We start from the raw sequence: 24,815 nt of genomic DNA, 5'->3' as shown, positions 1-24,815 counted from the left end.
TGATCAAACCCTGGCGGAGAATCCGACGTGTCCGACATGGCAATGCTTCGAATCGGCATCCTGATCGCCGGCGCAATCCTGATTGCGGCGATCATCTTCTTCGGCCGCCCCAAGAAGCCCAGCCAGGGCCGGCGGCTGGAACCGACGGAACGCGACAACGCCCGCGTCGAGCCCAGCCTGGCCACCGACGACACGGCCTACGAGACCGATCGCGACTACTCCGGCGACGAGGTCAGCCAGCCCGAACTCGGCCTGGCCGGCGGCACCCCGACCGCCGCCGACAGCCACCTGGGCAAACGCGCCAACCAGGACTTCGACAAGATCGTCTCGCTGTACGTGGCGGCACGCGCCGGGCAGGTGCTGCGCGGCGAGGACATCGTGGTGGCGGCGGAGAAGACCGGCCTGATCTTCGGCCACATGAACGTGTTCCACCGGCTGATCGAAGGCCATCCCGAACGCGGTCCGATCTTCAGCATGGCCAACATCATGCAGCCGGGCAGTTTCGACATGGCCAACATCCGCGAGATGGAAACCCCGGCCATCGCCTTCTTCCTGACCCTGCCGGCGCCGGTGAGCGCGCTGGAAGCCTGGGAGAAGCTGCTGCCCAACGTCGAGCGCATGGCCGAACTGCTCAACGGCGTGGTCCTGGACGACAGCCGCAACACCTTGGGCCGCCAGCGCATCCAGCACATCCGCGAAGAGCTGCGCGCCTACGACCGCCAGCACGAAGCGCCGCCGCTGACCAAGCCGCCGCGCTGGTAAGCCGGGGCGCCCGGGACCTGTGACGGGGCCGCCCTGGCCGGGTCCTGCATCCGCCCGCCAGGCTGCTTCCGCCGCGCCGCCCCAACGCGGCGGTCATATCTCCCGAATCGCCCGGATCAGAGCACACCGGGTCAGAGCACACCGGATCAGAGCACGCCTGATAAGAACGCGCCCGATAAGAACACGCCGGATAAGAACACGCCGGCTTTGCGGCCCTCCGTCCTACAATCCCGCCATGACCGCACCCACACCCGCCGACCGCGCCATCGAGCTGCGTCGCCTGCTCGACGATGCCAACTACCGCTACCACGTCCTCGACGAACCCAATATCCCGGACGCCGAGTACGACCGGCTGCTGCGCGAACTGGACGAACTGGAAGCGGCGAACCCGGATCTGATTACCCCGGACTCGCCCACCCAGCGGGTCGGCAACGCGCCCTCGGCCCGGTTCGCCGAAGTCCGCCACGCGATCCCGATGCTGTCGCTGGGCAATGCCTTCAGCGACGAGGAAGTGCAGGACTTCGTCCGCCGCATCGCCGAAAAGCTGAAGCGGCCGCACCTGTTGTTCTCGGTCGAGCCCAAGCTCGATGGCCTGGCGATCAGCCTGCGCTACGAGGACGGCGCGTTCGTGCAGGGCGCCACGCGTGGCGACGGCGCCACCGGCGAGGACGTCACCGCCAACCTGCGCACCATCAAGGCCATTCCGATGCGCCTGCGCGGCAAGGGCTGGCCGCGGGTGCTGGAAGTGCGCGGCGAGGTGTACATGCCGCTGGCCGCGTTCCGCGCCTACAACGAGCGCGCGCTGAAGGAGGGCGGCAAGGTGCTGGCCAATCCGCGCAACGGCGCGGCCGGCTCGCTGCGGCAGCTGGATCCGCGCATGACCGCGCAGCGTCCGCTGGCGTTCTACGCCTACGCGGTCGGGCTGGTCGAGGGCGGCGACCTGCCGGCGAGCCATTCGCAGACCCTGGCGCGCCTGCGCGAGTGGGGTTTCCCGGTCAGCGCGGAGAACCGCGTGGTCGACGGCGTGGATGGCCTGCTCGATTACTACCGGAGCGTCGGCGACAAGCGCGACGCGCTGCCGTTCGACATCGACGGCGTGGTCTACAAGCTCGACGACTACGAAGGCCAGCGCGAGATGGGTTTCGTCTCGCGCGCGCCGCGCTGGGCGATTGCGCACAAGTTCCCGGCGCAGGAACAGATGACCGTGCTGGAATCGATCGAGGTCAACGTCGGCCGCACCGGCGCGGTCACGCCGTGGGCGCTGATGCAGCCGGTGCAGGTCGGCGGCGTCACCGTCACCCGCGCCACCCTGCACAACGCCGATCAGATCGCCCGCCTGGACGTGCGCAACGGCGACACCGTGATCATCCGCCGCGCCGGCGACGTGATTCCGGAGGTGGTGAGGGTGGTGCTGGAGCGCCGCCCACCCGGTACCCAGCCATGGTCCATGCCCACGCGGTGCCCGGTATGCGGTTCGGAAGTGGTGCGCGAGGAAGGCGAGGCGGTCTGGCGCTGTTCCGGCGAACTGACCTGCGCCGCGCAGCGCAAGGAGGCCATCGGCCACTTTGCCTCGCGTCGCGCGATGGACATCGAGGGCCTGGGCGAGCGTTACGTCGAGGTGTTGAGCGATCTGGGCTATGTCACCTCGGTGGCCGACCTGTACCGGCTGACGGTGGATGACCTGCTGGAGATGAAACGCCGCGCCGACGAGCGCGACGGCACCACGCCGGAAACGGTGAAGGCGGGCAAGGTCGCCACCAAGTGGGCGGACAACCTGATCGAGGCGATTGACCACAGCCGCACGACCACGCTGGAGCGCTTCCTGTTCGCGCTGGGCATCCAGCATGTCGGCGAGAGCACCGCCAAGGCGTTGGCGCTGTGGTTCGGCGATCTGGAATTGATCCGGCGCATGCCGTGGCCGCTGTTCAAGCGCGTGCCCGACATCGGCGGCGAAGTCGCGCGCTCGCTGGGCCATTTCTTCGACCAGCCCGGCAACCAGCAGGTCATCGACGATCTGCTGTCGCGCGGCGTCACCCTCACCGACGCGCACCCGCCGCACCCGAAACTGCGCGACGACCTCGGCTTGGCCGCGCTGCTGGTGGATCTGGAAATCCCCAAGGTCACCCGCGTGCGCGCCGAGCAACTGGCCGCCGCGTTCCCGCGCGTGGAGGCGCTGGTGGACGCGCCGGCGCACCAGTTCGTCAGCGCCGGCCTGCCGTCCGAATCGGCCAACGCGCTGGCGGCCTGGCTGGAAGCGCCCGAACACGCCAGGCTGCTGGCACACGCGGGCCAGGTGGTGGAACACCTGCTGTCGATCACGCCCGAAGGCGACACCGGTCCGGCCGGTCCGCTGGAAGGCAAGACCGTCGTGCTGACCGGTGGGCTGGCGGCGATGAGCCGCGACGAGGCGGGCGCGAAACTCGAGGCGCTGGGCGCGAAGGTCGCCGGCAGCGTGTCGAAGAAAACCAGCCTGGTGGTGGCCGGCGAGGCCGCCGGTTCCAAGCTGGCGAAAGCGCAGGAGCTGGGCATCGAAATCTGGGACGAGGCGCAACTGCTGGCTTTCCTGGCGAAGCACGCATGAGCTGGCAGCCCTCGGCGCGGTTCGAGGCCATCCGCCTGCGCGCCCGCTTGAACGCCACCCTGCGGGCGTTCTTCGCCGCGCGCGACGTGATGGAAATAGAGACGCCGGTGATGTCGCAGGCCGGCAACACCGTTCCCAACATCGCTTCGTTCTCGCTGGAATTCGGCGGGCATGTCGATGCCGGCCCGCGCCGTCGTTGGCTGCGCACCTCGCCCGAATTTCCGCTCAAGCGACTGCTGGCGGCGGGGCTGGGCGATTGCTACGAACTGGGACGCGTGTTCCGCGACGGTGAAGCCGGCGGCCGGCACAACCCCGAGTTCACCATGCTGGAGTGGTACCGGGTCGGCTGGGATCACCAGCAACTGATCGACGAGTGCGCCGGACTGCTGCGCGAATGCCTGGCGCTGGTGGGCCGCGACCTGCGCCTGCGCCGGGTCGCGTACCGGGATCTCTATCGCGAGTCGCTCGGCATCGACCCGATGCTCGACGACATCGATGTCCTGCGCAATGCGCTGGCGGACGTGCGCATCGACCCCGAAGGGCTGGACCGCGACGACTGGCTGGATCTGCTGATGACCCATCGCCTGCAGCCGGCGTTTCCGGCCGACCAACTGCTGGCGCTGTACGACTATCCGGCCTCGCAATGCGCGCTGGCGCGCGTGCGCGCTGACGCGCTGCCGGTGGCCGAGCGCTTCGAGATCTACCTGGGGCCGCTGGAAGTGGCCAACGGCTATCACGAACTGGCCGACGGCACCGAACAATCAAGGCGATTCCTTCGCGACGTCGCCGTGCGCCAAGCCCGCGGGCAGGATGCGCCGGCCATCGATACGCGCCTGCTGGCGGCGCTGGATGCCGGCTTTCCGGACTGCGCGGGCGTGGCCCTGGGGGTGGATCGCCTGCTGATGGCGATGCTGGATACGCCGCGCATCGCCGACGTGCTCTGCTTCGATTTCGCGCGAGCCTGAGTGGCGGCCAAACGTCTTCTGGCAGCGTCAAAAACGGAAACGGTTTCTTGGGTTCACATTCATGATGGTCCGGTAGATTCTCCACCAACACCACCCACGGAAGATCGCGCCATGAAGCACGCCACGATCCGCGTCATGCATCGGATGTTGCCGCTGTTGTCCCTGCTGTCCCTGGGCTCCGTGGCCGCGACGGCGGCGGCCCAGGATCGCGGCTATGGCTACCCGGGGGATGGCTATGGACAGGTCGTCCGCTGCGAGTCCCAGGACGCCAAGTACCGCCATTGCCAGGCCGATACCCGCGGCGGCGTCGAACTGATTCGCGGGCTGTCCAAGACCTACTGCACCGAGGGCCGCAATTGGGGCTGGGATCGCTCCGGCATCTGGGTCACCGGCGGCTGCCGCGCTGAGTTCCGCACGCGCGGTGGTGGCGGTTGGGGCGGTGGTGGCTGGAATGGCGGAGGCTGGAACGGAAACGGTGGCGACCAGATTGTCCGCTGCGATTCCAACGACGATCGCCACCGCACTTGCGCGATTCCGCGCGGCGGCTACGTGCGCCTGCATCGGCAGATCTCCAAGACCCGTTGCGTCGAGGGCTACAACTGGGGCCGTGAGCGCGATCAGATCTGGGTCTCGCGCGGCTGCCGCGCCGAGTTCGCGGTCGGCGGTCGCGGCGGCGGTGGCTGGAACGGCGGAAATGGCGGCAACTGGGGCGGCAACAACCAGATCGTGCGCTGCGATTCCAACGACAACCGCACCCGCCATTGCGACGCCCATGTCCGGCGCGGCGCCCGGGTGGAGCGGCAGATCTCCAAATCCCCGTGCATCGAAGGACGCAGCTGGGGCTGGGATCGCGGCGGCATCTGGGTCAGCGGCGGCTGCCGCGCCGAGTTCCGGGTCTGGTGACGGCGGACCTCGCAGGAACATATCCGCTGGAACATCCCCAGGGAAAAGGCCCCGCCATGCGCGGGGCTTTTTTCTGGCCGCTACAATGGCGCGATGAACGACGCCTTCGACTACGCCCGCTACGACCGCATCCGTCCGATCCGCTGGACCGGCGACGCCCTGGAACTGCTGGACCAGCGCAAGCTGCCGTTCGTGGTCGAATACCTGACCTGCGCGACCAGCGACGAGGTCGCCGCGGCCATCCACGCGCTGGCCGTGCGCGGCGCGCCGGCAATCGGTATTTCCGCCGCCTGGGGCGTGGTGCTGGCCGCGCGCGCGGTCGAGGCCGCCGATGGCGCGCAGGCCGCCTCCGCGCTGGAACCGGCGCTGCAACGCCTCAACGCGGCGCGCCCTACCGCGGTCAACCTGGCCTGGGCGCTGGCGCGCATGCGCGCGGCGCTGCATGGAACGGGCGCGGACTGGCGCGCGGTGCTGGAACGCGAGGCACAGGCCATCGCCGACGAGGATCTGGCCGCCAACCGCCACATGGGTGAACTCGGCGCGGCCCTGATCCCGGCGGGCAGCGGCGTGCTGACCCACTGCAATACCGGTTCGCTGGCCACTGCCGGGTTCGGCACCGCGCTTGGCGTGATCCGCGCGGGCGTGGCACAGGGCCGGATTGGCCGCGTGTTCGCCGGCGAAACCCGGCCCTGGCAGCAGGGCGCCCGGCTGACCGCGTGGGAACTGCAGCAGGACGGCATTCCGGCCACCCTCATCGCCGACTCGGCCGCCTCGCACCTGCTGAAGACCGGCGCGGTGCAGTGGGTCGTGGTGGGCGCGGATCGGATCTGCGCCAACGGCGACACCGCCAACAAGATCGGTACCTACCAGCTCGCCATCGCCGCCCGCCACCACGGCGCGCGCTTCATGGTGGTGGCGCCGTCGTCCACGGTCGACATGGCCACGCCGGACGGCGACGCCATCGAAATCGAGGAACGCGATCCCGGCGAATTGCTGGGCATTGGCGGCGTCCGCACGGTGGCCGAGGGCATCGCCGCCTGGAACCCGGTGTTCGACGTGACCCCCGCCAGCCTGATCGACGCCATCGTGACCGAGAAGGGCGTGGTGGAGCAGCCGACGCTGGCGAAGATGCGGGCCGCTTTCGGCTGAACCGGCCGGCCCGGTGGCATTTGCCGGCGTCCGGAGAGGGGGAGCCCCGGGCAGGGACAGGGGCGCTCCGGCGGCCTCGGGCGCGATGCCCTCCGCGAGCCATCGGATGACCGGCTAACTGCTTGTTTCGGGGCTGAAAAACGGGCGGAAAAGTCCCGCCTGTGATACACTCCGCAGGTTGTAAAAACCTGCCTGAAACCCCGCCCGCGCTAGCGTTGCCGGCTCCGTCCCGGCAGGCCGGTTTCGGCTCGAAAAACCTGAGACTACGGAACCCGAATGGCTGATCTCGCCAAGGAAATCATCCCCGTCAACCTCGAAGACGAGATGCGCAAGAGCTACCTCGATTACGCCATGAGCGTGATCGTGGGGCGCGCCCTCCCGGACGTCCGGGACGGCCTGAAGCCGGTGCATCGACGTGTGTTGTACGCGATGAACGAACTGGGCGCGCACAGCAACAAGCCGTACTACAAGTCGGCGCGTATCGTTGGCGACGTGATCGGTAAGTACCATCCGCACGGCGACCAGTCGGTCTACGACACGCTGGTGCGCATGGCCCAGCCGTTCTCGCTGCGCTACCTGCTGGTGGACGGGCAGGGCAACTTCGGTTCGGTCGACGGCGACAGCGCCGCGGCGATGCGTTACACCGAAGCGCGCATGTCGCGCCTGACCCACGAACTGATGGCGGACATCGACAAGGAAACCGTCGATTTCCAGCCCAACTACGACGAGAAGGAACTGGAGCCGACGGTCATGCCGACCCGGTTCCCGAACCTGCTGGTCAACGGCTCGGCCGGCATCGCGGTCGGCATGGCCACCAACATCCCGCCGCACAACCTGTCGGAAGTGATCGACGGGCTGATCGCGCTGATCAACGATCCCGAGATCGACGTCGACGGGCTGATGCAGTACATCCCCGGTCCGGATTTCCCGACCGCGGGCCTGATCAACGGCACCGCCGGCATCATCGCCGGCTACCGCACCGGCCGCGGCCGCGTGCGCATGCGCGCCAAGGCCGACATCGAGGTCGATGACCGCACCGGCCGCGAAGCCATCATCGTCACCGAGATTCCCTACCAGGTGAACAAGGCGCGGCTGATCGAGAAGATCGCCGAGCTGGTCAAGGAAAAGCGGCTGGAGGGCATCAGCGAGCTGCGCGACGAGTCCGACAAGGACGGCATGCGCATCTACATCGAGGTCAAGCGCGGCGAATCGGCCGAGGTCGTGCTGAACAACCTGTATTCGCAGACCCCGATGGAATCGGTGTTCGGCATCAACATGGTGGCGCTGGTGGACGGCCGTCCGCAGCTGCTCAACCTGAAGCAGATGCTGGAAGCGTTCGTGCGCCACCGCCGCGAGGTGGTCACCCGCCGGACCATCTTCGAACTGCGCAAGGCCCGCGCCCGCGCCCACATCCTGGAAGGCCTGACGGTCGCGCTCGCCAACATCGACGAGATGATCGAGCTGATCAAGACCTCGGCCAACCCGCAGGAAGCCAAGGAGCGGATGCTGGCCAAGACCTGGACGCCGGGCCTGGTCGGCGCGCTGCTGTCGGCGGCCGGCGCCGAATCCTCGCGCCCGGAAGATCTGCCCAGGGGCGTGGGCCTGGTCGATGGCGCCTACCAGCTCACCGACGTGCAGGCCACCCAGATCCTGGAGATGCGCCTGCATCGCCTGACCGGCCTGGAACAGGAAAAGCTGACCGAGGAATACAAGGAACTGCTGGAGGTCATCGCCGGCCTGATCCGCATCCTGGAAAACCCCGACGTGCTGCTGCAGGTCATCCGCGACGAGCTGCTGAACGTCAAGGCCGAGTTCGGCGACGCGCGCCGCAGTGAAATCCGCCACAGCGAAGAGGATCTGGACATCCTCGACCTGATCGCCCCGGAAGACGTGGTGGTCACCCTGTCGCATGCCGGCTACGCCAAGCGCCAGCCGGTCAGCGCCTACCGCGCCCAGCGCCGCGGCGGCCGTGGCCGCAGCGCGGCGGCGACCAAGGAAGAGGATTTCATCGACCAGCTGTGGCTGGTCAACACCCATGACACCCTGCTGACCTTCACCAGCAGCGGCAAGGTGTTCTGGCTGCCGGTGCACCAGCTGCCGGAAGCCGGCTCCAATGCCCGCGGCCGCCCGATCATCAACTGGATTCCGCTGGAGGAAGGCGAGAAGGTCCAGGCGGTGTTGCCGGTGCGCGCCTACGAGGAAGGCCGTTACGTGTTCTTCGCCACCCGCAGCGGCACGGTCAAGAAGACCCCGCTGACCGAGTTCGCGTTCCGCCTGGCCCGCGGCAAGATCGCCATCAGCCTGGACGAGGGCGACGCGCTGATCGGCGTGGCGCTCACCGATGGCGGCAACGACGTGCTGCTGTTCGCCTCCAACGGCAAGACCGTCCGCTTCGCCGAGGACAAGGTGCGCTCGATGGGCCGCACCGCCGCCGGCGTGCGCGGCATCCGCCTGGCCGAGGGCGAGGAAGTGGTCAGCCTGATCGTCTCCGAGTCCGCCGGTGGCGTGGACGAGGGCGAGGAAGAGGGCGTCGAGGACGTGGTCGAAACCGGCGAGGAGGCGGTGCTGGAAACCGGCGCCGACGACGCCGACGTGGCCTACATCCTGACCGCGACCGAGAACGGCTATGGCAAGCGCACCCCGCTGGCCGAATACCCGCGCAAGGGCCGCGGCACCCAGGGCGTGATCGGCATCCAGACCAGCGAGCGCAATGGCAAGTTGATCGGCGCGGTGCTGCTGCGTGCCGGCGACGAGGTGCTGCTGATCTCCGATGGCGGCACCCTGGTGCGCACCCGCGCTTCGGAAATCTCCCGCGTCGGCCGCAACACCCAGGGCGTGACCCTGATGCGGCTGTCCGAGGGCGAGGTGCTGCAGGCGGTTGAGCGCCTGGACGCGTCGCTGGACGAGGACGAGGAAGGCGAAATCGATACCGCCGAAGCCGGCGATGTCACCGCCGCGCCGCCGCAGGCCTGAGGCCCGTCGGCAACGCGATGAGAAACCCCGGCTTGCCGGGGTTTTTCTTTTCCGGTTCCTGGCTTCGCTGACCCCAAAGCATCGTGTTCCGCGTTCTATACTGCCGCCAAGACCGGATCAGGGAAATGCACATGGAATCGTTGGCTCCTTCCTTCCGCGGCGCGCGTGCCTTCGGCCTGCGCGCACTCTTCGTCGGCCTGTTGGCGCTAGGCGCGCTGGCCGGATGCAAGCGCAATGACACCGGGCAACTGCCCGAGGCCAGCGGCGAGGCGGTGCAGGCGCAGCGGCAGGAGGTGGTCGGCTTCGGGCTGGCCAGCGCCTATCCGGATCAGCACGACGGCAGCCTGGCGATCGCGTTGGAGTTCAGCCGACCGCTGGTGAGCTCGCAGGACTTCGACCAGTTGCTGGCGGTGGCCGGCGCCAACGGCGAAACCGTCAAGGGCAGCTGGGTGCTGGACGACAAGGGCAGGATCCTGCGCTTCCCGTCGGTGGAGGCGGCCAAGGACTACGACGTGATCGTGCGCGCGGACCTGCTGGCCGCCGATGGCAGCCGCCTGGGCAAGGAACTCAAGCAGCGCGTGCACACCGGCGAACTGGATCCGGCGGTGGGCTTCGCCTCGCAGGGCAGCGTGCTGCCGGCGCGCGAGAGCCGTGGCCTGCCGGTGGTCTCGATCAACGTCAAGGAAGTCGATGTCGAGTTCCTGCGGGTCAACGAGAAATCGTTGCCGAAGTTCTTCTCCGAATACCAGCGCGGCGGCCGTCGCGGCAGCTGGGATCTGGACAGCGATTACGGCGACAGCACGCCGATCGCGCAGCTGGCCGAGCCGGTCTACGTCAATCGCTTCCTGCTCGGTGGCAAGCCGAACGAGCGCCTGCTGACCTACCTGCCGATCCAGGACATCAAGGAACTGCAGGAGCCGGGCCTGTATTTCGCGGTGATGAAGCGCACCGGCAAGTTCGCCGGCGATTTCGAGACCGCGTTCTTCACCGTCAGCGACCTGGGCCTGCATACGCGTGCCTACAAGGATCAATTGTTCGTCCACACCGCATCGCTGCGCGATGGCGCCGCCGTGGGCGGGGTCGAACTGCGGGTGCTGGACGCCAAGGGCGAGACCTTCCTGACCGGCAAGACCGACAGCAATGGCAATGCCCTGCTGAAGTACACGCTGGATGCGGGCCACGTGCTGATCGCCCGGCGCGGCCAGGACGTATCGATGCTGCCGTTCAACCAGCCGGCGCTGGACCTGTCCGAATTCGCGGTGGCCGGCCGGGAGCAGGCCTGGTTCGACGTGTTCGCCTGGTCCGGCCGCGACCTGTATCGTCCCGGCGAAACCGTGCGCCTTTCGGCCCTGTTGCGCGACTTCGACGGCCGTCCGGTCAAGGCCCAGCCAATCTTCCTGCGGCTGAAACAACCCGACGGCAAGACCTTCCGCGAGACCCGCCTGCAACCGGGCGAGCAAGGCTACTTCAACTTCGAGCAGGTCATCCCGCAGGAAGCGCCGACCGGTCGCTGGCAGGTGGAGTTCCGTACCGATCCGGCCAGCAAGGAAGCGGTGCAGGGCATGACCCTGCGGATCGAGGAATTCCTGCCCGAGCGGATGAAACTGGATCTGGACAGCACCGGGCAGGCCACGCTCAAGCCTGGACAACCGCTGCAACTGCAGGCCACGGCGGCATACCTGTATGGCGCGCCGGCGGCGGGCAACCGCTTCACCGCGCGATTGGCGGTGGCGGTGGAACAGCATCCGGTGGAAGCGCTGCCGGGCTACTTCTTCGGCGACCCCACCGTGGAGTTGCCGAAGGAAGCCAAGGACGTCGTCGATGCCAAATTCGATGACAAGGGCGTCTATCGCGAGGCGATCGCGCTGCCGGCCGAGGTCAAGCCGGTGACGCCAGTCGCGGCGGTGGTTTCGGGCAGTGTCTACGAGACCGGTGGCCGCACGGTGACGCGCACCCTGAAGCGCGTCATGTGGCCGGCCAACACGCTGGTCGGCGTGCGTCCGCTGTTCGACGACAAGGACGGCGCCGATGCCAACAGCAACGCCGGCTTCGAGATCATGCGGGTGGATGCCGCCGGCAAGCCGCAGCCCGGCAAGGGCCTGAAGGCGACGCTGGTGCGCGAGCACCGCGACTATCACTGGAACTACGACGAGGATGGCGGCTGGGACTACGATTTCACCCGCCGCTTCGAGAATCTGGAAACCAAGGTGATCGATGCCGGCGCCACCGCCGCGCGCATCGACTATCCGGTGGAGTGGGGCGAGTACCGGCTGGACGTGTTCGATCCGGCGTCCGGCCTGACCACCCGCTATCCGTTCCGCGCCGGCTGGAGCTGGGACGATCAGAACCGCGGGCTGGATGCGCGACCGGACAAGGTCAAGCTGGCGCTGGACAAGACCGGCTACAAGGCCGGTGACACCTTGCAGGTGACGCTGACGCCACCGCACCCCGGCAAGGGCCTGCTGATGGTCGAGGCCGATCGCATGCTGTACGTGCAGGAGATCGATGCCAAGCCCGGCAGCCGCTTCTCCATTCCGGTCACCCAGGACTGGGAGCGGCACGACGTCTACATCACCGCGCTGGTGTTCCGCGGCGGATCCGCACCGAGCAAGATCACCCCGGCGCGCGCGGTCGGCGTGGCCCACGTGCCGATGGATCGCAAGGCGCGCCGCGTCGCCGTCGGCCTGGCCGTGCCCAAGCAGATGCGCCCGGAGCAGGAGCTGCCGGTGACGGTCAGCGTGCCCGAACTGGCCGGCAAGGCCGCGCACGTCACCGTCTCGGCGGTGGACGTGGGCATCCTCAACATCACCCGCTTCCCGGTGCCGGACGCGAACGCGCAGTTCTTCGCCCAGCGCCGTCTCGGCGTGGACGCGTACGACATCTACGGGCGCGTGATCGAGAGTTTCGAAGGCGGCAGCGCCAAGATCCGCTTCGGCGGCGACATGGCGCTGACCGCGCTGCCGCAGGCCAAGCGGCCGACCTCGCGGGTGCAGACCGTGGACCTGTTCGCCGGTCCGGTGAAGCTGGACGCCAAGGGCAACGCGCGCATCCGCCTGAAGGTGCCCGACTTCAACGGTACCCTGCGGGTGTCGGCGCTGGTGTATTCGGACGAGCGCTACGGCAACCGCGATCGCGAGACGCTGGTGCGCGCGCCGATCGTGGCCGAAGCCAGCCTGCCGCGCGTGCTGGCGCCGGGCGATCGCAGCATGGTGACCCTGGACGTGCAGAACTTCACCGGCAAGCCGGGTGAATTCAGCGTGCGGGTGGACGGCGAGGGCCCGCTGTCGATCGGCGAATCCGCGCGCAGCGCGAAACTGGCGACCGATGCCAAGACCACCCTGAGCTTCCCGATCACCGCGGGCGAGGGCTACACCACCGCCAAGGTGCGCGTGCGGGTGGACGGCAACGGCTTCAAGGTCGATCGCCGCTACGATCTGCCGGTGCGCGCCGGCTGGCCGGCGGTGCTGCGCTCGCGCACGCTGGTGCTGGACAGCATGGCGCCGGTGGAAATGGGGGCCGGACTGGCCGACGGATTGATGACCGGCTCGGTCAATGCGCGGATGCTGGTCAGCGCGCTGCCGCCGATTCCCTTCGCCAGCGCCCTGCAGGGCGCGCTCGAGTATCCCTACGGCTGCGCCGAGCAGACCACCAGCAAGGGCTATGCGGCACTGGAGCTGGATGATGCCACCGCCAAGTCTCTGGGCGTCGGCGGGCTGGATGCGAAGAAGCGGCGCGAACGCATGGAAGGCGCGTTCGGCCGGCTGGCCTCGATGCAGGTCGCCAACGGCCATTTCTCGATGTGGGGCGACGACGGCTACGTCAATCCGGGCCTGACCCCGTACGTGGTCGAGTTCCTGCTGGATGCGCGCGAAGGCGGCTTCGCCGTGCCGGACAACGTCCTGCAGAAGGCGCTCAACCGCCTCAACGAGGATCTGCTGGCCGGCGGCGCGCAGTTCTACGGCTACTCGCAGCGCGATCACCTCAAGTTCGCCAACCAGGCCTATGCCGGCTACGCGCTGGCGCGGGTCAATCGCGCGCCGCTGGGCACGCTGCGCGCGCTGTACGACAACGAGCGCAACAAGAGCCTGACCGGCCTGCCGCTGGTGCACCTGGGCCTGGCACTGTCGCTGCAGGGCGACAAGACGCGTGGCGCGAAGGCGATTGCCGAGGGTTTCGCCAAGAACGGTGATCGCCCCGACTACCTGGGCGACTACGGCACCCGCCTGCGCGATGACGCGTTGATGATCGCGCTGGTCCACGAGCGCAAGCTGTCCAAGCCGGAGTACGACCGCCGCGCGGTGTCGCTGGGCCGCGAACTGGATGCCCGCCGCAACAGCGGCTGGCTGTGGCTGAGCACGCAGGAGCAGGTCGCGCTGGCGCGCCTGGGCAAGGCATTGATGGTGGATCAGAAGAAGCTGGTGTCCGGTACCTGGACCCTGGGTGGCGAAAGCGAAACCGTCGCGCCGGGCAAGGTGTTCGGCCGCAGCCTGAACCACGCGGCGCTGGCGCGCGGCGCGCGTTTCGTGCCGGAAGGCCAGCCGCCGCTGTACGCCAGCCTGGATGTCAGCGGCATCCCGCGCACGCCGCCGGCCGCCGACGAACGCCAGATCGGCATCGAACGGCGCTACTACACCACCGACGGCAAGGAGTGGAACGGCGGCACGCTGAAGGAGGGCGAGGCGCTGATCGTCCGGGTCAGCATCACCCCGCATGCGAGCATGCCCGACGCGCTGTTCACCGATCTGCTGCCCGCCGGCCTGGAGATTGAGAATTTCAACCTGGGTGACGCCAAGCAATGGGCCGACGTGGTGGTCGACGGCATCAGCGTCAGCGATCGCGGCAGCGCGGCGGACGTGAAGCACGAGGAGTTTCGCGATGATCGCTACGTGGCCGCGCTGAAGCTGGACAGCGGCGACACCGCCAAGGTGTTCTACCTGGTGCGCGCGGTCACGCCCGGTACCTACACCGTGCCTCCGCCGCTGGTCGAGGACATGTACCGGCCGGATATCCGTGGCGTGGGTCGCTCGAAGGTGGGAACAATCACCGTCGTGCAGCCGTAGGGCGGGAGTCGGGAATGGGGAGTCGGGACCGGGGCGGCGGAAATCGAGCGACGCCGGTTCCCTGCTTCCCGGGACGGGAGGAGGGCCGAGACCGTGGATGCGGTGGCAGCCCGCCCATGTGCGGTGCGGATGTGGCCACTGACGTGATACGTGACTGATGGTTGGTTCGAGGATGTCCCGCTGGCAACGCGCTTGGCGGCGCTTGCGCGCGCTGCGCTGGCCGGCCGTGCTGCGCTGGGGCGCGGTGGGCGTGCTGTCGTCATTGCTGTTGCTTGACCTGCTGTTTCCGCCGCCACTGCCGAAGGCGCGCGACACCAGCACCCTGGTGGTCGCGCGCGACGGCACGCCGCTGCGCGCGTTCGCCGATCGTGACGGTGTCTGGCGCTATCCGGCCACGCCGGATAGCGTGTCGCCGCTGTATCTGGACGCGCTGCTGAACTACGAGGACCGCTGGTTCTGGAAGCATCCCGGCGTCAATCCCTGGGCGATGCTGCGGGCGGGCGGGCAATGGCTGCGACGCGGACGGATCGTGTCCGGCGGCTCGACCCTGACCATGCAGGTGGCACGGATCCTGGATCCGCATTCGCGCACGCCCTGGGGCAAGCTCAAGCAGTTGCTGCGCGCGCTGCAACTGGAAGCGCACCTGTCCAAGCGCGAGATCCTGTCGCTGTACCTGGAGCGTGCGCCGTTCGGCGGCACCATCGAAGGCGTGGAGGCGGCCAGCTGGGCCTACCTCGGCAAGCCGGCCACCCGCCTGTCACAGGCCGAGGCCGCACTGCTGGCGGTGTTGCCGCAATCGCCCAGCCGCCTGCGTCCGGATCGTCACCCCGATGCCGCGCGCGCGGCGCGCGACAAGGTGCTCGCGCGGATGGTGGCGCTGGGCGTGTGGACACCGGCGCAGGTGGAGGAAGCGCGGATCGAACCGGTGGTGGCGCGTTCCCTGCAGCCACCGCTGTCGGCGGCGTTGCTCGCCGAGCGCCTGCGCCAGCGGCAACCGCGCGCGGCGCGCATCGAATCGACCGTGGATGCCGACCTGCAACGCACCCTGGAGGAGCGGGTGGCGGCCTACTTCTCGCAACTGCCGGCACGTACCTCGGCGGCGCTGCTGGTGATCGACAACGCCAGCATGGAAGCGCGCGCCTACGTCGGTTCGGTGACGTTCGGCGACAAGGAACGCCTGGGCCACGTCGACATGGTGCAGGCGTGGCGTTCGCCGGGATCGACCCTCAAGCCGTTCCTGTACGGACTGGCGCTGGATGACGGCCTGATCCATTCCGAAAGCCTGCTGGTCGATGCGCCGCAGTCATTCGGCGGTTATCGGCCCGGCAATTTCGACGCCGCCTTCAACGGTCCGATCGGTGCGGCGGAAGCCCTGCGGCTGTCGCTCAACGTGCCGGCGGTGGATCTGCTGGACCGGGTCGGGCCGGCGCGTTTTTCCGCGCGCCTGGCCAATGCCGGCATCGCCTTGAAGTATCCGCGCGGCGCATCACCGAACCTCGCGCTGATTCTTGGCGGTACCGGTGCGCGCCTGGAAGATCTGGTCGGTGCGTTCGCAGCATTCAACCGCGGCGGCCTGGCGGGGCGGGTGCGCTACACGCCGCTGGATGTGCGCGAGGACCGCCGGCTGGTGTCGCCCGGCGCGGCATGGATCATCCGCGAGATCCTGGAATCGCACCCGCGGCCCGGCTACGGGCAGGGCGCGTTCGACACCGCGATGCGTCCGCGGGTGGCGTGGAAGACCGGCACCAGCTACGGCTTCCGCGATGCGTGGGCGCTGGGCAGCACGCGCCGCCATACCGTCGGCGTGTGGGTCGGCAGGCCGGACGGGACGCCGTTGCCGGGACAATACGGCGCGGTCACCGCGTTGCCGCTGATGTTCGAGATCATCGACAGCCTGCCGCGCGCGCGCGGTGACGCCGCCGCCTCGCCGCCACCGGCGAACGTCGCCGAAACCGAGATCTGCTGGCCGCTGGGCCTGCCGCCGGAAGCCGACGCGCCGGAACTGTGCCAGCGACGGATGAAGGCATGGACGCTCGATGGCGCGACGCCGCCCACCCTGGCCGAGCGCGACGCGCGCCGCTGGAGCGCGGGTACCGAAGTGTTCGAGGTGGACGCGACAACCGGCCTGCGCCTGTCCGCCGAATGCGCGCGCCCGCATGCATCGCAGACCCGACGCATCGCCCGCTGGCCGGCGCTGGCCTCGCCGTGGCTGGGTGCGCAGACCCGCGCGCAATCGCGCCTGCCGGCACTGTCGCCGGATTGCGTGGACGATGGCCGCGAAGCAGCGGAAGAACTGCGCATCGATGGCATCAACGACCGCGCCACCCTGGCGCGCGCGCCGGGCAGCGAACACGGCGTGCGCCTGCAGTTGCGCGCGCTCGGCACCGAAGCCCGCGTGCAATGGCTGCTGGACGGAAAGTGGATCGCCGAGACCCAGGGCGCACGCCCGTTCGTGCGCGACTTCGAGCAACCGGGCCAGCACACACTGACGGCGCTGGCCGACAGCGGCGCATGGACGCGGGTGGATTTCAATATCTTGAACTAGCGTCGTCTGGTCATGCCCACCTGGTACAACTTCACCTTTGCTTGATGGCGAATACTTCACCCAATGTCGTCGAACCGGGGGCGATGGCATGCAAGGCCACGCCCAAGACAAAGGAACACAACAACGCGGTCACAAAAGGCCAACCGGTGTGACGCAGCGTCGTGTAAAGCCAATCTTCGGCCGGAGTTCGTCTCAGCTTGCGGTACAGCCCAGTGGAGAGAACCGCGTCGAGAGCAAGTTCCGACAGCAACATGGGAGAGCTCCAGACCACCCAGACGAGCGCAATCAGCACGCCGGCCAGGATGCCGAGCAGGGGCAGTATCCAGACATGTTCAATATCGAGGCTCGCATCGGGAATGGCCATGTCCACCGCCTCCGCGTCCATGCCGCCTGCGCCCGTCGTCGAGGGAGCCTCGAACCGTGCGCTGGCCCCGGCGCCACCGGAGCTGCCACCGGAACCGGACCAATCCGGAGTGCCATGGCTTTCCCCGTTGGATGAGCCGCTCGGACCCTCGATCCCCGGTACGTCTGCTTCACGCCATCGACGCCAGAGCCGGATTTGCGTCAGGAACACCAGATAGGCGATGCCGACGCAGACGGGATAGCGCAACCACATGGAATCCATGCCGGCTGCGGCAAGGAGCACCGAGGCCAGGAAGCCGGAGAGCGCGGTGATGGCGACCATGACCGCCATCTGCAGGCGTGGCGCGGAAACACGCGCAGCCAACCGCGCGTGCAGCGCCAGCTCCCGCGGACGCATGGAGCCGCTCAGCCGATGTTCGCCAGCACGTGTTCGGCCGAGGACACCTTGTATTCGCCGGGTGCCTCGATGAAGAGGTTGCGGACCACGCCGTCCTCGGCATAGAGCGCGAAGCGGCGCGCGCGGATGCCCATGCCGTAGCTGCTGGCGTCCATCTCCAGGCCGAGCGCCTTGACCAGGTCGGCATTGCCGTCGGCGAGCATCTGCAGGCCATCGGGCACGTGCTGGGCCTTGCCCCATGCCTGCATGACGAACGGATCGTTGACCGACACGCAGAACACTTCAATGCCGCGCTTGCGGAAATCCTCGAAGTGCTGGACGAAGCTGGGCAGGTGCTTTTCCGAACAGGTCGGGGTGAACGCGCCGGGCACCGCGAACAGCACGGCCTTGCGGCCCTCGAACAGCGCGCGGGTGTCGATGGTCTCGACGCCCTCGCGGATGCGCTTGAGGATGACTTCGGGGATTTGTTCGCCAATCTGGATGGTCATGGTCGGGTCCTGGTGAGGAAGGCTGAATGGAGTTTAGCCCGCCCGGTCGATGGGGACGTTACGTGCCTGAAAAGAGTGTGATGGCCCATGGCGGCCACGGGCAGGCATTCGTGTCCGGAGCCGAAGGCCGCCGGGCCCGGCAAGCGGCGCGACAGCCGCTAGAATTGACGCGTGGCGCCCGCTTCGCGGGCCTCCGTGTCCAGCCGGTGGCCGGCCGGCGCGGTTTTCCAATGGAGACCCGATGCAATTCAAGGATTACTACGCGGTACTGGGCGTTGAACCGACCGCCGGCGACGCCGAGATCAAGACGGCGTACCGGCGGCTGGCGCGCAAGTACCATCCCGACGTCAGCAAGGAAGCCGGCGCGGAAGATCAGTTCAAGGCGGTCAACGAGGCCTACGAGGCGCTGCGGGATCCGCAGAAGCGCGCGGCCTATGACCAGGTGCGCGCGCGCGGCTACCGCCCGGGCGAAGAGTTCCGGCCGCCGCCGGATTTCGGCCAGGGCGGTTATGGCGGGCAGAATTTCGACTTCGACGAGGTTTTCGGCAGCACCGGCGGTGGCGGTGGCTTCAGCGACTTCTTCGAGGGTCTTTTCGGACGGCGTGGACGCGCTGACGGCGCGCAGGCGCGGGGACCGCACGCGCCGCGCGACTCGCGCGCCAAGCTGGCGGTGCCGTTGCAGGCGGTCCACGACGGCGGCAGCGTGCGGGTGAACGTCAATGGCCGTCAGCTCGAAGTCAAGGTGCCCAAGGGCATCAAGCCGGGCCAGGTCATCCGCCTGGCCGGGCAGGGTGGCAGCGGCGGCAATCTGCTGCTGGAAATCGAGTACGCCGCGCACCCGCAATTCGAGGTCGATGGCCGCAACATCATCTATGTGCTGCCGGTGGCGCCCTGGCAGGCGGCGCTGGGCGCCTCGATGACCGTGCCGACCCTGGGCGGCGAGGTCGAGGTGAAGATTCCGCCGGACTCGGAAGCCGGGCGCAAGCTGCGCCTGCGCGGCCGTGGACTGCCGGGCAATCCGGCGGGCGATCAAATCGTCGAACTGGAAATCACCGCGCCGCGCGCCACCAGCGAGGAGCAGCAGGAAGCCTATCGCGATCTGGCCCGGGCTTTCGGCGAGAAGCCGTAGCAACCTCTTGTGGGAGCGACGTCAGTCGCGATTCGCGGATTGCCAGTCGGTCGCCTATCGCGACTGACGTCGCTCCCACAAGATGAGACGGATGCGCGCATCCCCCAAATAAAGAAAAGCAGGCCGTGGCCTGCTTTTCTTCATCACGTTTGAATGCGGGCGAATCAGGCCGCGGGCGGTTCCGGCAGTTCGCGCGCGTTGAACACGCGCTCGATGACCTCGGCCAGTTCGTCCTCGGAGAACGGCTTGGTCAGGTAGGCCTTGGCGCCCTGGCGCAGGCCCCACATGCGGTCGGTGTCCTGGTCCTTGGTGGTCACCAGGATCACCGGGATGTGCTTGGTGCTGGCCTCGCGGCTCAGCGTGCGGGTGGCCTGGAACCCGTTGAGGTTCGGCATCACCACGTCCATCAGCACCATGTCCGGCAGCTCGCGCTTGGCCACTTCCACGCCCGCGGCGCCGTCCTCGGCGGTGAGGGACTCGTGCCCCAGTTTTTCGACGATGCGCTGGATGCCCAGCAACTGCGAAGGTGAATCGTCGACGATCAGAATGCGTGCCATGGAGTTCCCCGAGTGTCCCCAAATTATCCCCGCACCGATTGTAGGAGCGGGCCCGGGAGAAAGAAACGGGGGCGTTCCCGGACACGCCGTCGGGCGGACCCCGACGGCCTCAGAAAGTGACCAGGGTACGGCCGAACGAACCCCCGGAAAGCATGTTCCTGAACACATCCGGCAGCCCTTCCAGCGTGGTTTCGCGGGTGCAGATGGCCTCCAGGCGGGCCGGTTTCCAGTCGTCGGCCAAATGCCGCCAGATGTCGTCCCGGATGGCGCGCGCGGTGCCGGCCGAAGCCACGCCGACGAGCGATACGCCCCGGATGATGAACGGCATGACCGTGATGTCCAGTTCGGCGGTCGCGGCCAGGCCCGCGCTGGCGACATTGCCGTAGGGCACGGTCTGCGCCAGCAGGCTGGCCAGCATCGCTCCGCCCACGTTGTCCAGTCCTCCGCCGAAACGCGCCGATTCCATCGGCCGCCGGGTGGCCAGCGCATCGCGTCCCAGTACCTCGGTGGCGCCGAGCGATTTCAGGAAGTCCGCGTGTTCTGGCTTGCCGCTGATGGCGTGCACCTCGTAGCCGGCGCGGCTGAAGATGTTCACCGCCAGCGTGCCCACGCCGCCGGTCGCGCCGGTGACCGCCAGTGGTCCCAGATCCGGCGTCTGCCGGTTGTCCCGCATCCGGTACAGGGCCAGCGCGGCGGTGAAGCCGGCGGTGCCCAGGATCATGCTTTCGCGCAGGCTCAGTCCCTTGGGCAAGGGAATCACCCACTTTGCTTCCAGCCGGGCGTATTCACCGTAGCCACCGTCGCGGGTTTCGCTGAGGCCGCAGCCGGTCACCAGCACCTCGTCGCCCTCATGAAACGCCGGATCAGTGGAGGCCACCACGTGCCCGGCCACGTCGATGCCGCCGACCAGCGGGAACCGCCGCAGGATCTTGCCTTCGCCGGTGCCGGCCAGCGCATCCTTGAAGTTCACCGAGGAGTACGCGGTCTTGATCACCACCTCGCCGGGATTCAGATCGTCCAGCGAAATCGATTCGATGCCGCTGCGGTAGCCGCGATCGTCGTTATGGATGCGGAAGGCGTTGAACGAGGTGGGCAGGGTCATGTGGGGACGCTCCGGTTCCGGAAATCTGGACGGGTGGATGGGAGGATGTCCGGATACAGATCCCGCCACTGGGGGTTGGCATCCTCGATGAGCTGGATCTTCCAGATCCGCTTCCAGGCCTTCAATGCTTTTCCCGCAGGATGGCAGATTCCATCGTGCCGTGGACTTCGTACCAGACCAAAGTATGGACCCGGCAGCGGCGGGTGAAGCCGTCAACCTGAGCGTGTTTGTGCTGCCAGATGCGTCCGGGCAGGTGGGATGTCACGCCGATGTGGAGCGTTCCCCGTGGTCGGCTAGCCGGAAGGCAGACGCAGGGAATCCGTTCCCGGGGGGCGCCTCAGCGCAGCGACTTGCGCCGCTTCTCGTCCATCCATTTCGACGCCTGGGCCGGCTGATAGGCCTTCATCCAGTCGAACATCGCGCCGAGGTCCTCGCCGTGCCACAGGTCCTCGCGCTGATCCGGGTGCAGGAAGCGCTCTTCGACCATGCGGTCGATCATGCCCATCAGCGGCGCATAGAAGCCATCGACGTCCAGGAAGGCGCAGGGTTTGTCGCCGATGCCGAGCTGGCGCCAGGTCAGCATTTCGAACATCTCGTCCAAGGTGCCGAAGCCGCCGGGCAGGGCGACGAAGGCGTCGGACAGGTCGAACATGCGCTTCTTGCGCTCGTGCATGTTGGCGACCACTTCCAGCCGGGTCACGCCCTTGTGCGCGACTTCCCAGTTGACCAGTTGCTCCGGAATCACGCCAACCACTTCGCCACCACCGGCCAGCACCGCGTCGGCGACGATGCCCATCAGGCCGACGTTGCCGCCGCCATAGACCAGTTGCAGTCCCTCGCGGGCGATGCGATCACCCAGCGCGACCGCGCGTTCGGCGTAGAGGGGCTTGCTGCCGGCGTTGGAGCCGCAATAGACACAGATACTGCGCATGGGATTCGTGATTCGGGATGGGGGATTCGTAAAAAGCAAACGCCGAGCAATGCCCGGCGTCCGCATTGGGATTCGGTCAGGTGAGGGAATGCGCTCGGCGAATCCCCAATCCCCATCCCCGAATCCCGGCTCTCATCAATTGGCCTTGTGGATCGAACGCTTGTCCACCGCCATGGCGGCGTCGTGGATGGCCTCGGACAGGGTCGGATGGGCGTGGCAGATGCGGGCCAGGTCGTCGGCCGAGCCGTTGAACTCCATGGTCAGCACACCTTCGTGCACCAGTTCCGACACGCCGACGCCGACCAGGTGCAGGCCCAGCACGCGATCGGTTTCGGCGTGGGCGATGACCTTGACGAAGCCGGCCGGCTCGCCCATCGCGACGGCACGGGCAATCGCGGCGAACGGGAAGCTGCCGGTCTTGTACGGGGTGCCTTCGGCCTTGAGCTGCTGCTCGGTCTTGCCGACCCAGGCGATTTCCGGTTCGGTGTAGATGACCCACGGCACGGTGTCGAAGTTGACGTGGCCGGGCAGGCCGGCGATCAGTTCGGCCACCGCGATGCCTTCCTCGAAACCCTTGTGCGCCAGCATCGGGCCACGCACGCAGTCGCCGATCGCCCAGACGCCGTCGACGCCGGTGTGGCAATGCTCGTCGACCTCGATCTGGCCGCGCTCGTTGAGCTTCACGCCGGTACCGTCGGCCAGCACGCCCTTGGTGGCGGCGCGGCGGCCCACGGCCACCAGCAGCTTGTCCACGGTCAGGGTCTTCTCGCCTTCCGCATCGGTGTAGGTGACCACGACTTCCTTGGTCTTGCCCTTGCCGGTGATTTCGGTCTTGCTGACCTTGGCGCCGAGGCGGATATCCAAGCCCTGCTTCTTGAATTCGCGCGCCGCGGTCTTGGCCACTTCGGCATCGGCGACGGCGAGGAAATCGGGGAGGGCTTCCAGGATGGTGACTTCGGCGCCCAGGCGCTTCCACACGCTGCCCAGTTCCAGGCCGATCACGCCGGCGCCGATCACGGCCAGGCGCTTAGGCACGGCGGTGAAGTCGAGCGCGCCGACGTTGTCGACGATGTATTCGTTGTCGAACTTGGCGAACGGCAGTTCGATGGAATCCGAACCGGCCGCCAGGATCACGTTGGTGCCCTTGAGCTCGACTTCGCTGCCGTCATGCTGCTTGACCTTGACCACGTTGCCCGGCTGCAGCTGGCCGAAGCCGTAGAACGGGGTGATCTTGTTGGCCTTGAACAGCATCGCGATGCCGCCGGTGAACTGCTTAACGATCTTGTCCTTGCGGCCCACCATCGTGGCGACGTCGATCTTGGCGTCCTTGGTGCTGATGCCGTGCTCGCCGAACAGGTGCTGCAGGTTGTAGAACTGGCGCGAGCTGTCCAGCAGCGCCTTGGAGGGCACGCAGCCCACGCGCAGGCAGGTGCCGCCCAGGGCCGGCTTGCCGTCCTTGCCCAGCGCGGCATCGATGCAGGCGACCTTCATGCCCAGCTGCGCGGCGCGGATGGCGGCGTGATAGCCGGCGGGACCGGCACCGATGACGACGACGTCGAATTGTTCGCTCATTTCATTCGCTCAATGGGATTCGGGATTGGGGAGTGGGGATTCGTCGAAAGCGGAAGCAGGCGCTTGTCGCTCCTGCGAATCCCGAATCACGAATCCCCAATCCCGGCGCTTACATGCCAAGCAGCATGCGGTGCGGATTTTCCAGCTGGTTCTTGATGTCGACCAGGAACAGCACCGCGTCCTTGCCGTCGATGATGCGGTGATCGTAGGACAGCGCGATGTACATCATCGGCGCGGCCACGACCTGGCCGTTCTCGACGATGGCGCGTTCCTTGATCGCGTGCATGCCGAGGATGGCGCTCTGCGGCGGGTTGACGATCGGGGTGGACATCAGCGAACCGAAGGTGCCGCCGTTGGTGATGGTGAAGGTGCCGCCCTGCAGATCCTCCAGGCCCAGCTTGCCGTCACGCGCCTTCTTGGCGTAGTCGGCGATGCCCTTTTCGATGTCGGCGAAGCTCTGGCGCTCGACGTTGCGCAGCACCGGCGTGACCAGGCCCTTGTCGGTGGACACGGCGATCGAGATGTCGGCGTAGCCGTGGTAGATGATGTCGTTGCCGTCGACCGAGGCGTTGACCACCGGATGGCGCTGAAGCGCGTTGGCGGCGGCCTTGGCGAAGAAGCTCATGAAGCCGAGCTTGATGCCGTTGGCCTTCTCGAACGATTCGCCCAGTTCCTTGCGCATCGCCATGACCTTGCCCAGGTTGACCTCGTTGAACGAGGTCAGCATGGCGATGGAGTTCTTGGACTGCATCAGGCGCTCGGCGATGCGGGCGCGGATGCGGGTCATCGGCACGCGCTCTTCCGGACGTGCGCCGCCGGACACGCCGGCGGTCTTGCCGCTGGCGTAGTTGACCAGGTCTTCCTTGGTCACCGCGCCGCGGCGGCCGGTGCCTTCCACCTGCGCCGGATCGATGCCCTGGGTGACGGCGGTGAAGCGGGCGCCGGGCGGCAGGCTTTCGACGCCGGCGGCGGCCGGGGCCGGAGCGGACTTGGCGGCCGGCGCCGGTGCGGCAGCGGGAGCCTCGGCCTTCGGTGCTTCGGCCTTGGGGGCCTCGGCGGCCGGAGCCGGCGCGGCGGCGGCGACCGCGCCTTCCTCGATGATCGCCAGCAACTGCTGGCTGGTCACGGTGTCGCCTTCCTTGAACTTGATTTCCTTGATCACGCCGTCGACCGGGGACGGCACTTCCAGTACGACCTTGTCGGTTTCCAGATCCAGGAGGTTCTCATCGCGCTTGACCGCGTCACCAACCTTCTTGTGCCAGGTGGCGATGGTGGCGTCGGAGACGGATTCGGGGAGAACCGGAACTTTGACTTCAGTGGCCATGGATGGAGGCGTCC

17 protein-coding genes are annotated in these 24,815 nt (G+C 67.8%); 9 read left to right on the top strand and 8 right to left on the bottom strand.

The features are described 5' to 3' along the window. Window positions 1-27 precede the first annotated feature (27 nt). From zipA to pbpC, 8 genes are all read left to right on the top strand, one after another. A complete protein-coding gene (zipA, locus tag FHW78_RS14075) occupies window positions 28-762 on the top strand; it encodes a cell division protein ZipA (protein ID WP_183641858.1) in 735 nt (244 codons plus the stop codon). Window positions 763-997: 235 nt separating this feature from the next. Continuing rightward, complete coding sequence (ligA, locus tag FHW78_RS14070; RefSeq protein WP_183641855.1) at window positions 998-3,343, top strand: NAD-dependent DNA ligase LigA; 2,346 nt, start codon at window positions 998-1,000, stop codon at window positions 3,341-3,343. Continuing rightward, window positions 3,340-4,308: an EF-P lysine aminoacylase EpmA gene (epmA, locus tag FHW78_RS14065; protein ID WP_183641852.1), complete on the top strand. Its 969-nt coding sequence runs from the start codon at window positions 3,340-3,342 to the stop codon at window positions 4,306-4,308. Before ligA ends, epmA begins: the two co-directional genes overlap by 4 nt. A 111-nt stretch (window positions 4,309-4,419) precedes the next feature. Further along, entirely contained in the window at window positions 4,420-5,211 is a 792-nt protein-coding gene (locus FHW78_RS14060) for a DUF3011 domain-containing protein (protein ID WP_225562222.1), read from the top strand. 93 nt (window positions 5,212-5,304) lie between these two features. Next, window positions 5,305-6,360 carry an S-methyl-5-thioribose-1-phosphate isomerase gene (mtnA, locus tag FHW78_RS14055; protein WP_183641849.1) on the top strand — a complete coding sequence of 352 codons (1,056 nt, stop codon included), beginning with the start codon at window positions 5,305-5,307 and terminating at the stop codon, window positions 6,358-6,360. Window positions 6,361-6,636: 276 nt separating this feature from the next. Continuing rightward, window positions 6,637-9,333 (top strand): DNA gyrase subunit A, encoded by a 2,697-nt coding sequence (gyrA, locus tag FHW78_RS14050; protein ID WP_183641846.1) that lies wholly within the window; start codon window positions 6,637-6,639, stop codon window positions 9,331-9,333. Window positions 9,334-9,458: 125 nt separating this feature from the next. Beyond that, window positions 9,459-14,393 carry an alpha-2-macroglobulin gene (locus FHW78_RS14045; RefSeq protein ID WP_183641843.1) on the top strand — a complete coding sequence of 1,645 codons (4,935 nt, stop codon included), beginning with the start codon at window positions 9,459-9,461 and terminating at the stop codon, window positions 14,391-14,393. Window positions 14,394-14,565: 172 nt separating this feature from the next. Beyond that, window positions 14,566-16,938: a penicillin-binding protein 1C gene (pbpC, locus tag FHW78_RS14040; RefSeq protein ID WP_255443302.1), complete on the top strand. Its 2,373-nt coding sequence runs from the start codon at window positions 14,566-14,568 to the stop codon at window positions 16,936-16,938. A 31-nt stretch (window positions 16,939-16,969) separates the two neighbouring features. On the opposite strand, the gene FHW78_RS14035 is transcribed toward pbpC, so the two are convergent. After that, window positions 16,970-17,698: a hypothetical protein gene (locus FHW78_RS14035; RefSeq protein ID WP_183641838.1), complete on the bottom strand. Its 729-nt coding sequence runs from the start codon at window positions 17,696-17,698 to the stop codon at window positions 16,970-16,972. An 8-nt stretch (window positions 17,699-17,706) separates the two neighbouring features. Beyond that, window positions 17,707-18,186 carry a peroxiredoxin gene (locus FHW78_RS14030; RefSeq protein WP_183641834.1) on the bottom strand — a complete coding sequence of 160 codons (480 nt, stop codon included), beginning with the start codon at window positions 18,184-18,186 and terminating at the stop codon, window positions 17,707-17,709. Between the two features lie 241 nt (window positions 18,187-18,427). Between FHW78_RS14030 and FHW78_RS14025 the strand changes: the two genes are divergently transcribed. Continuing rightward, window positions 18,428-19,315, top strand: a complete 888-nt coding sequence (locus tag FHW78_RS14025; RefSeq protein ID WP_183641831.1) for a DnaJ C-terminal domain-containing protein — start codon at window positions 18,428-18,430, stop codon at window positions 19,313-19,315. A gap of 164 nt (window positions 19,316-19,479) precedes the next feature. Here the strand turns inward: FHW78_RS14025 and pilH are convergent, their stop codons facing one another. The 6 genes from pilH to sucB form a co-directional block, all read right to left on the bottom strand. Beyond that, a complete protein-coding gene (pilH, locus tag FHW78_RS14020; protein ID WP_141453090.1) occupies window positions 19,480-19,872 on the bottom strand; it encodes a twitching motility response regulator PilH in 393 nt (130 codons plus the stop codon). A 109-nt stretch (window positions 19,873-19,981) separates the two neighbouring features. Beyond that, window positions 19,982-20,974, bottom strand: a complete 993-nt coding sequence (locus tag FHW78_RS14015; protein WP_183641828.1) for a YhdH/YhfP family quinone oxidoreductase — start codon at window positions 20,972-20,974, stop codon at window positions 19,982-19,984. A gap of 121 nt (window positions 20,975-21,095) precedes the next feature. Beyond that, window positions 21,096-21,239, bottom strand: a complete 144-nt coding sequence (locus FHW78_RS20190; protein ID WP_343205571.1) for a hypothetical protein — start codon at window positions 21,237-21,239, stop codon at window positions 21,096-21,098. A gap of 72 nt (window positions 21,240-21,311) precedes the next feature. Beyond that, entirely contained in the window at window positions 21,312-21,905 is a 594-nt protein-coding gene (locus tag FHW78_RS14010; RefSeq protein WP_183641826.1) for a TIGR00730 family Rossman fold protein, read from the bottom strand. Between the two features lie 135 nt (window positions 21,906-22,040). Continuing rightward, complete coding sequence (gene lpdA, locus FHW78_RS14005; protein WP_183641823.1) at window positions 22,041-23,477, bottom strand: dihydrolipoyl dehydrogenase; 1,437 nt, start codon at window positions 23,475-23,477, stop codon at window positions 22,041-22,043. Window positions 23,478-23,586: 109 nt separating this feature from the next. After that, complete coding sequence (gene sucB, locus FHW78_RS14000; protein ID WP_183641820.1) at window positions 23,587-24,801, bottom strand: dihydrolipoyllysine-residue succinyltransferase; 1,215 nt, start codon at window positions 24,799-24,801, stop codon at window positions 23,587-23,589. Window positions 24,802-24,815: the final 14 nt, after the last annotated feature.

This window comes from Pseudoxanthomonas sp. OG2 (assembly GCF_014192765.1).
In the GTDB taxonomy this organism is placed as follows: Bacteria; Pseudomonadota; Gammaproteobacteria; order Xanthomonadales; family Xanthomonadaceae; genus Pseudoxanthomonas_A; species Pseudoxanthomonas_A beigongshangi.
The sequence above is the reverse complement of the archived record's forward strand: the minus strand, read 5'-3'. Positions and strand labels throughout refer to the sequence as shown.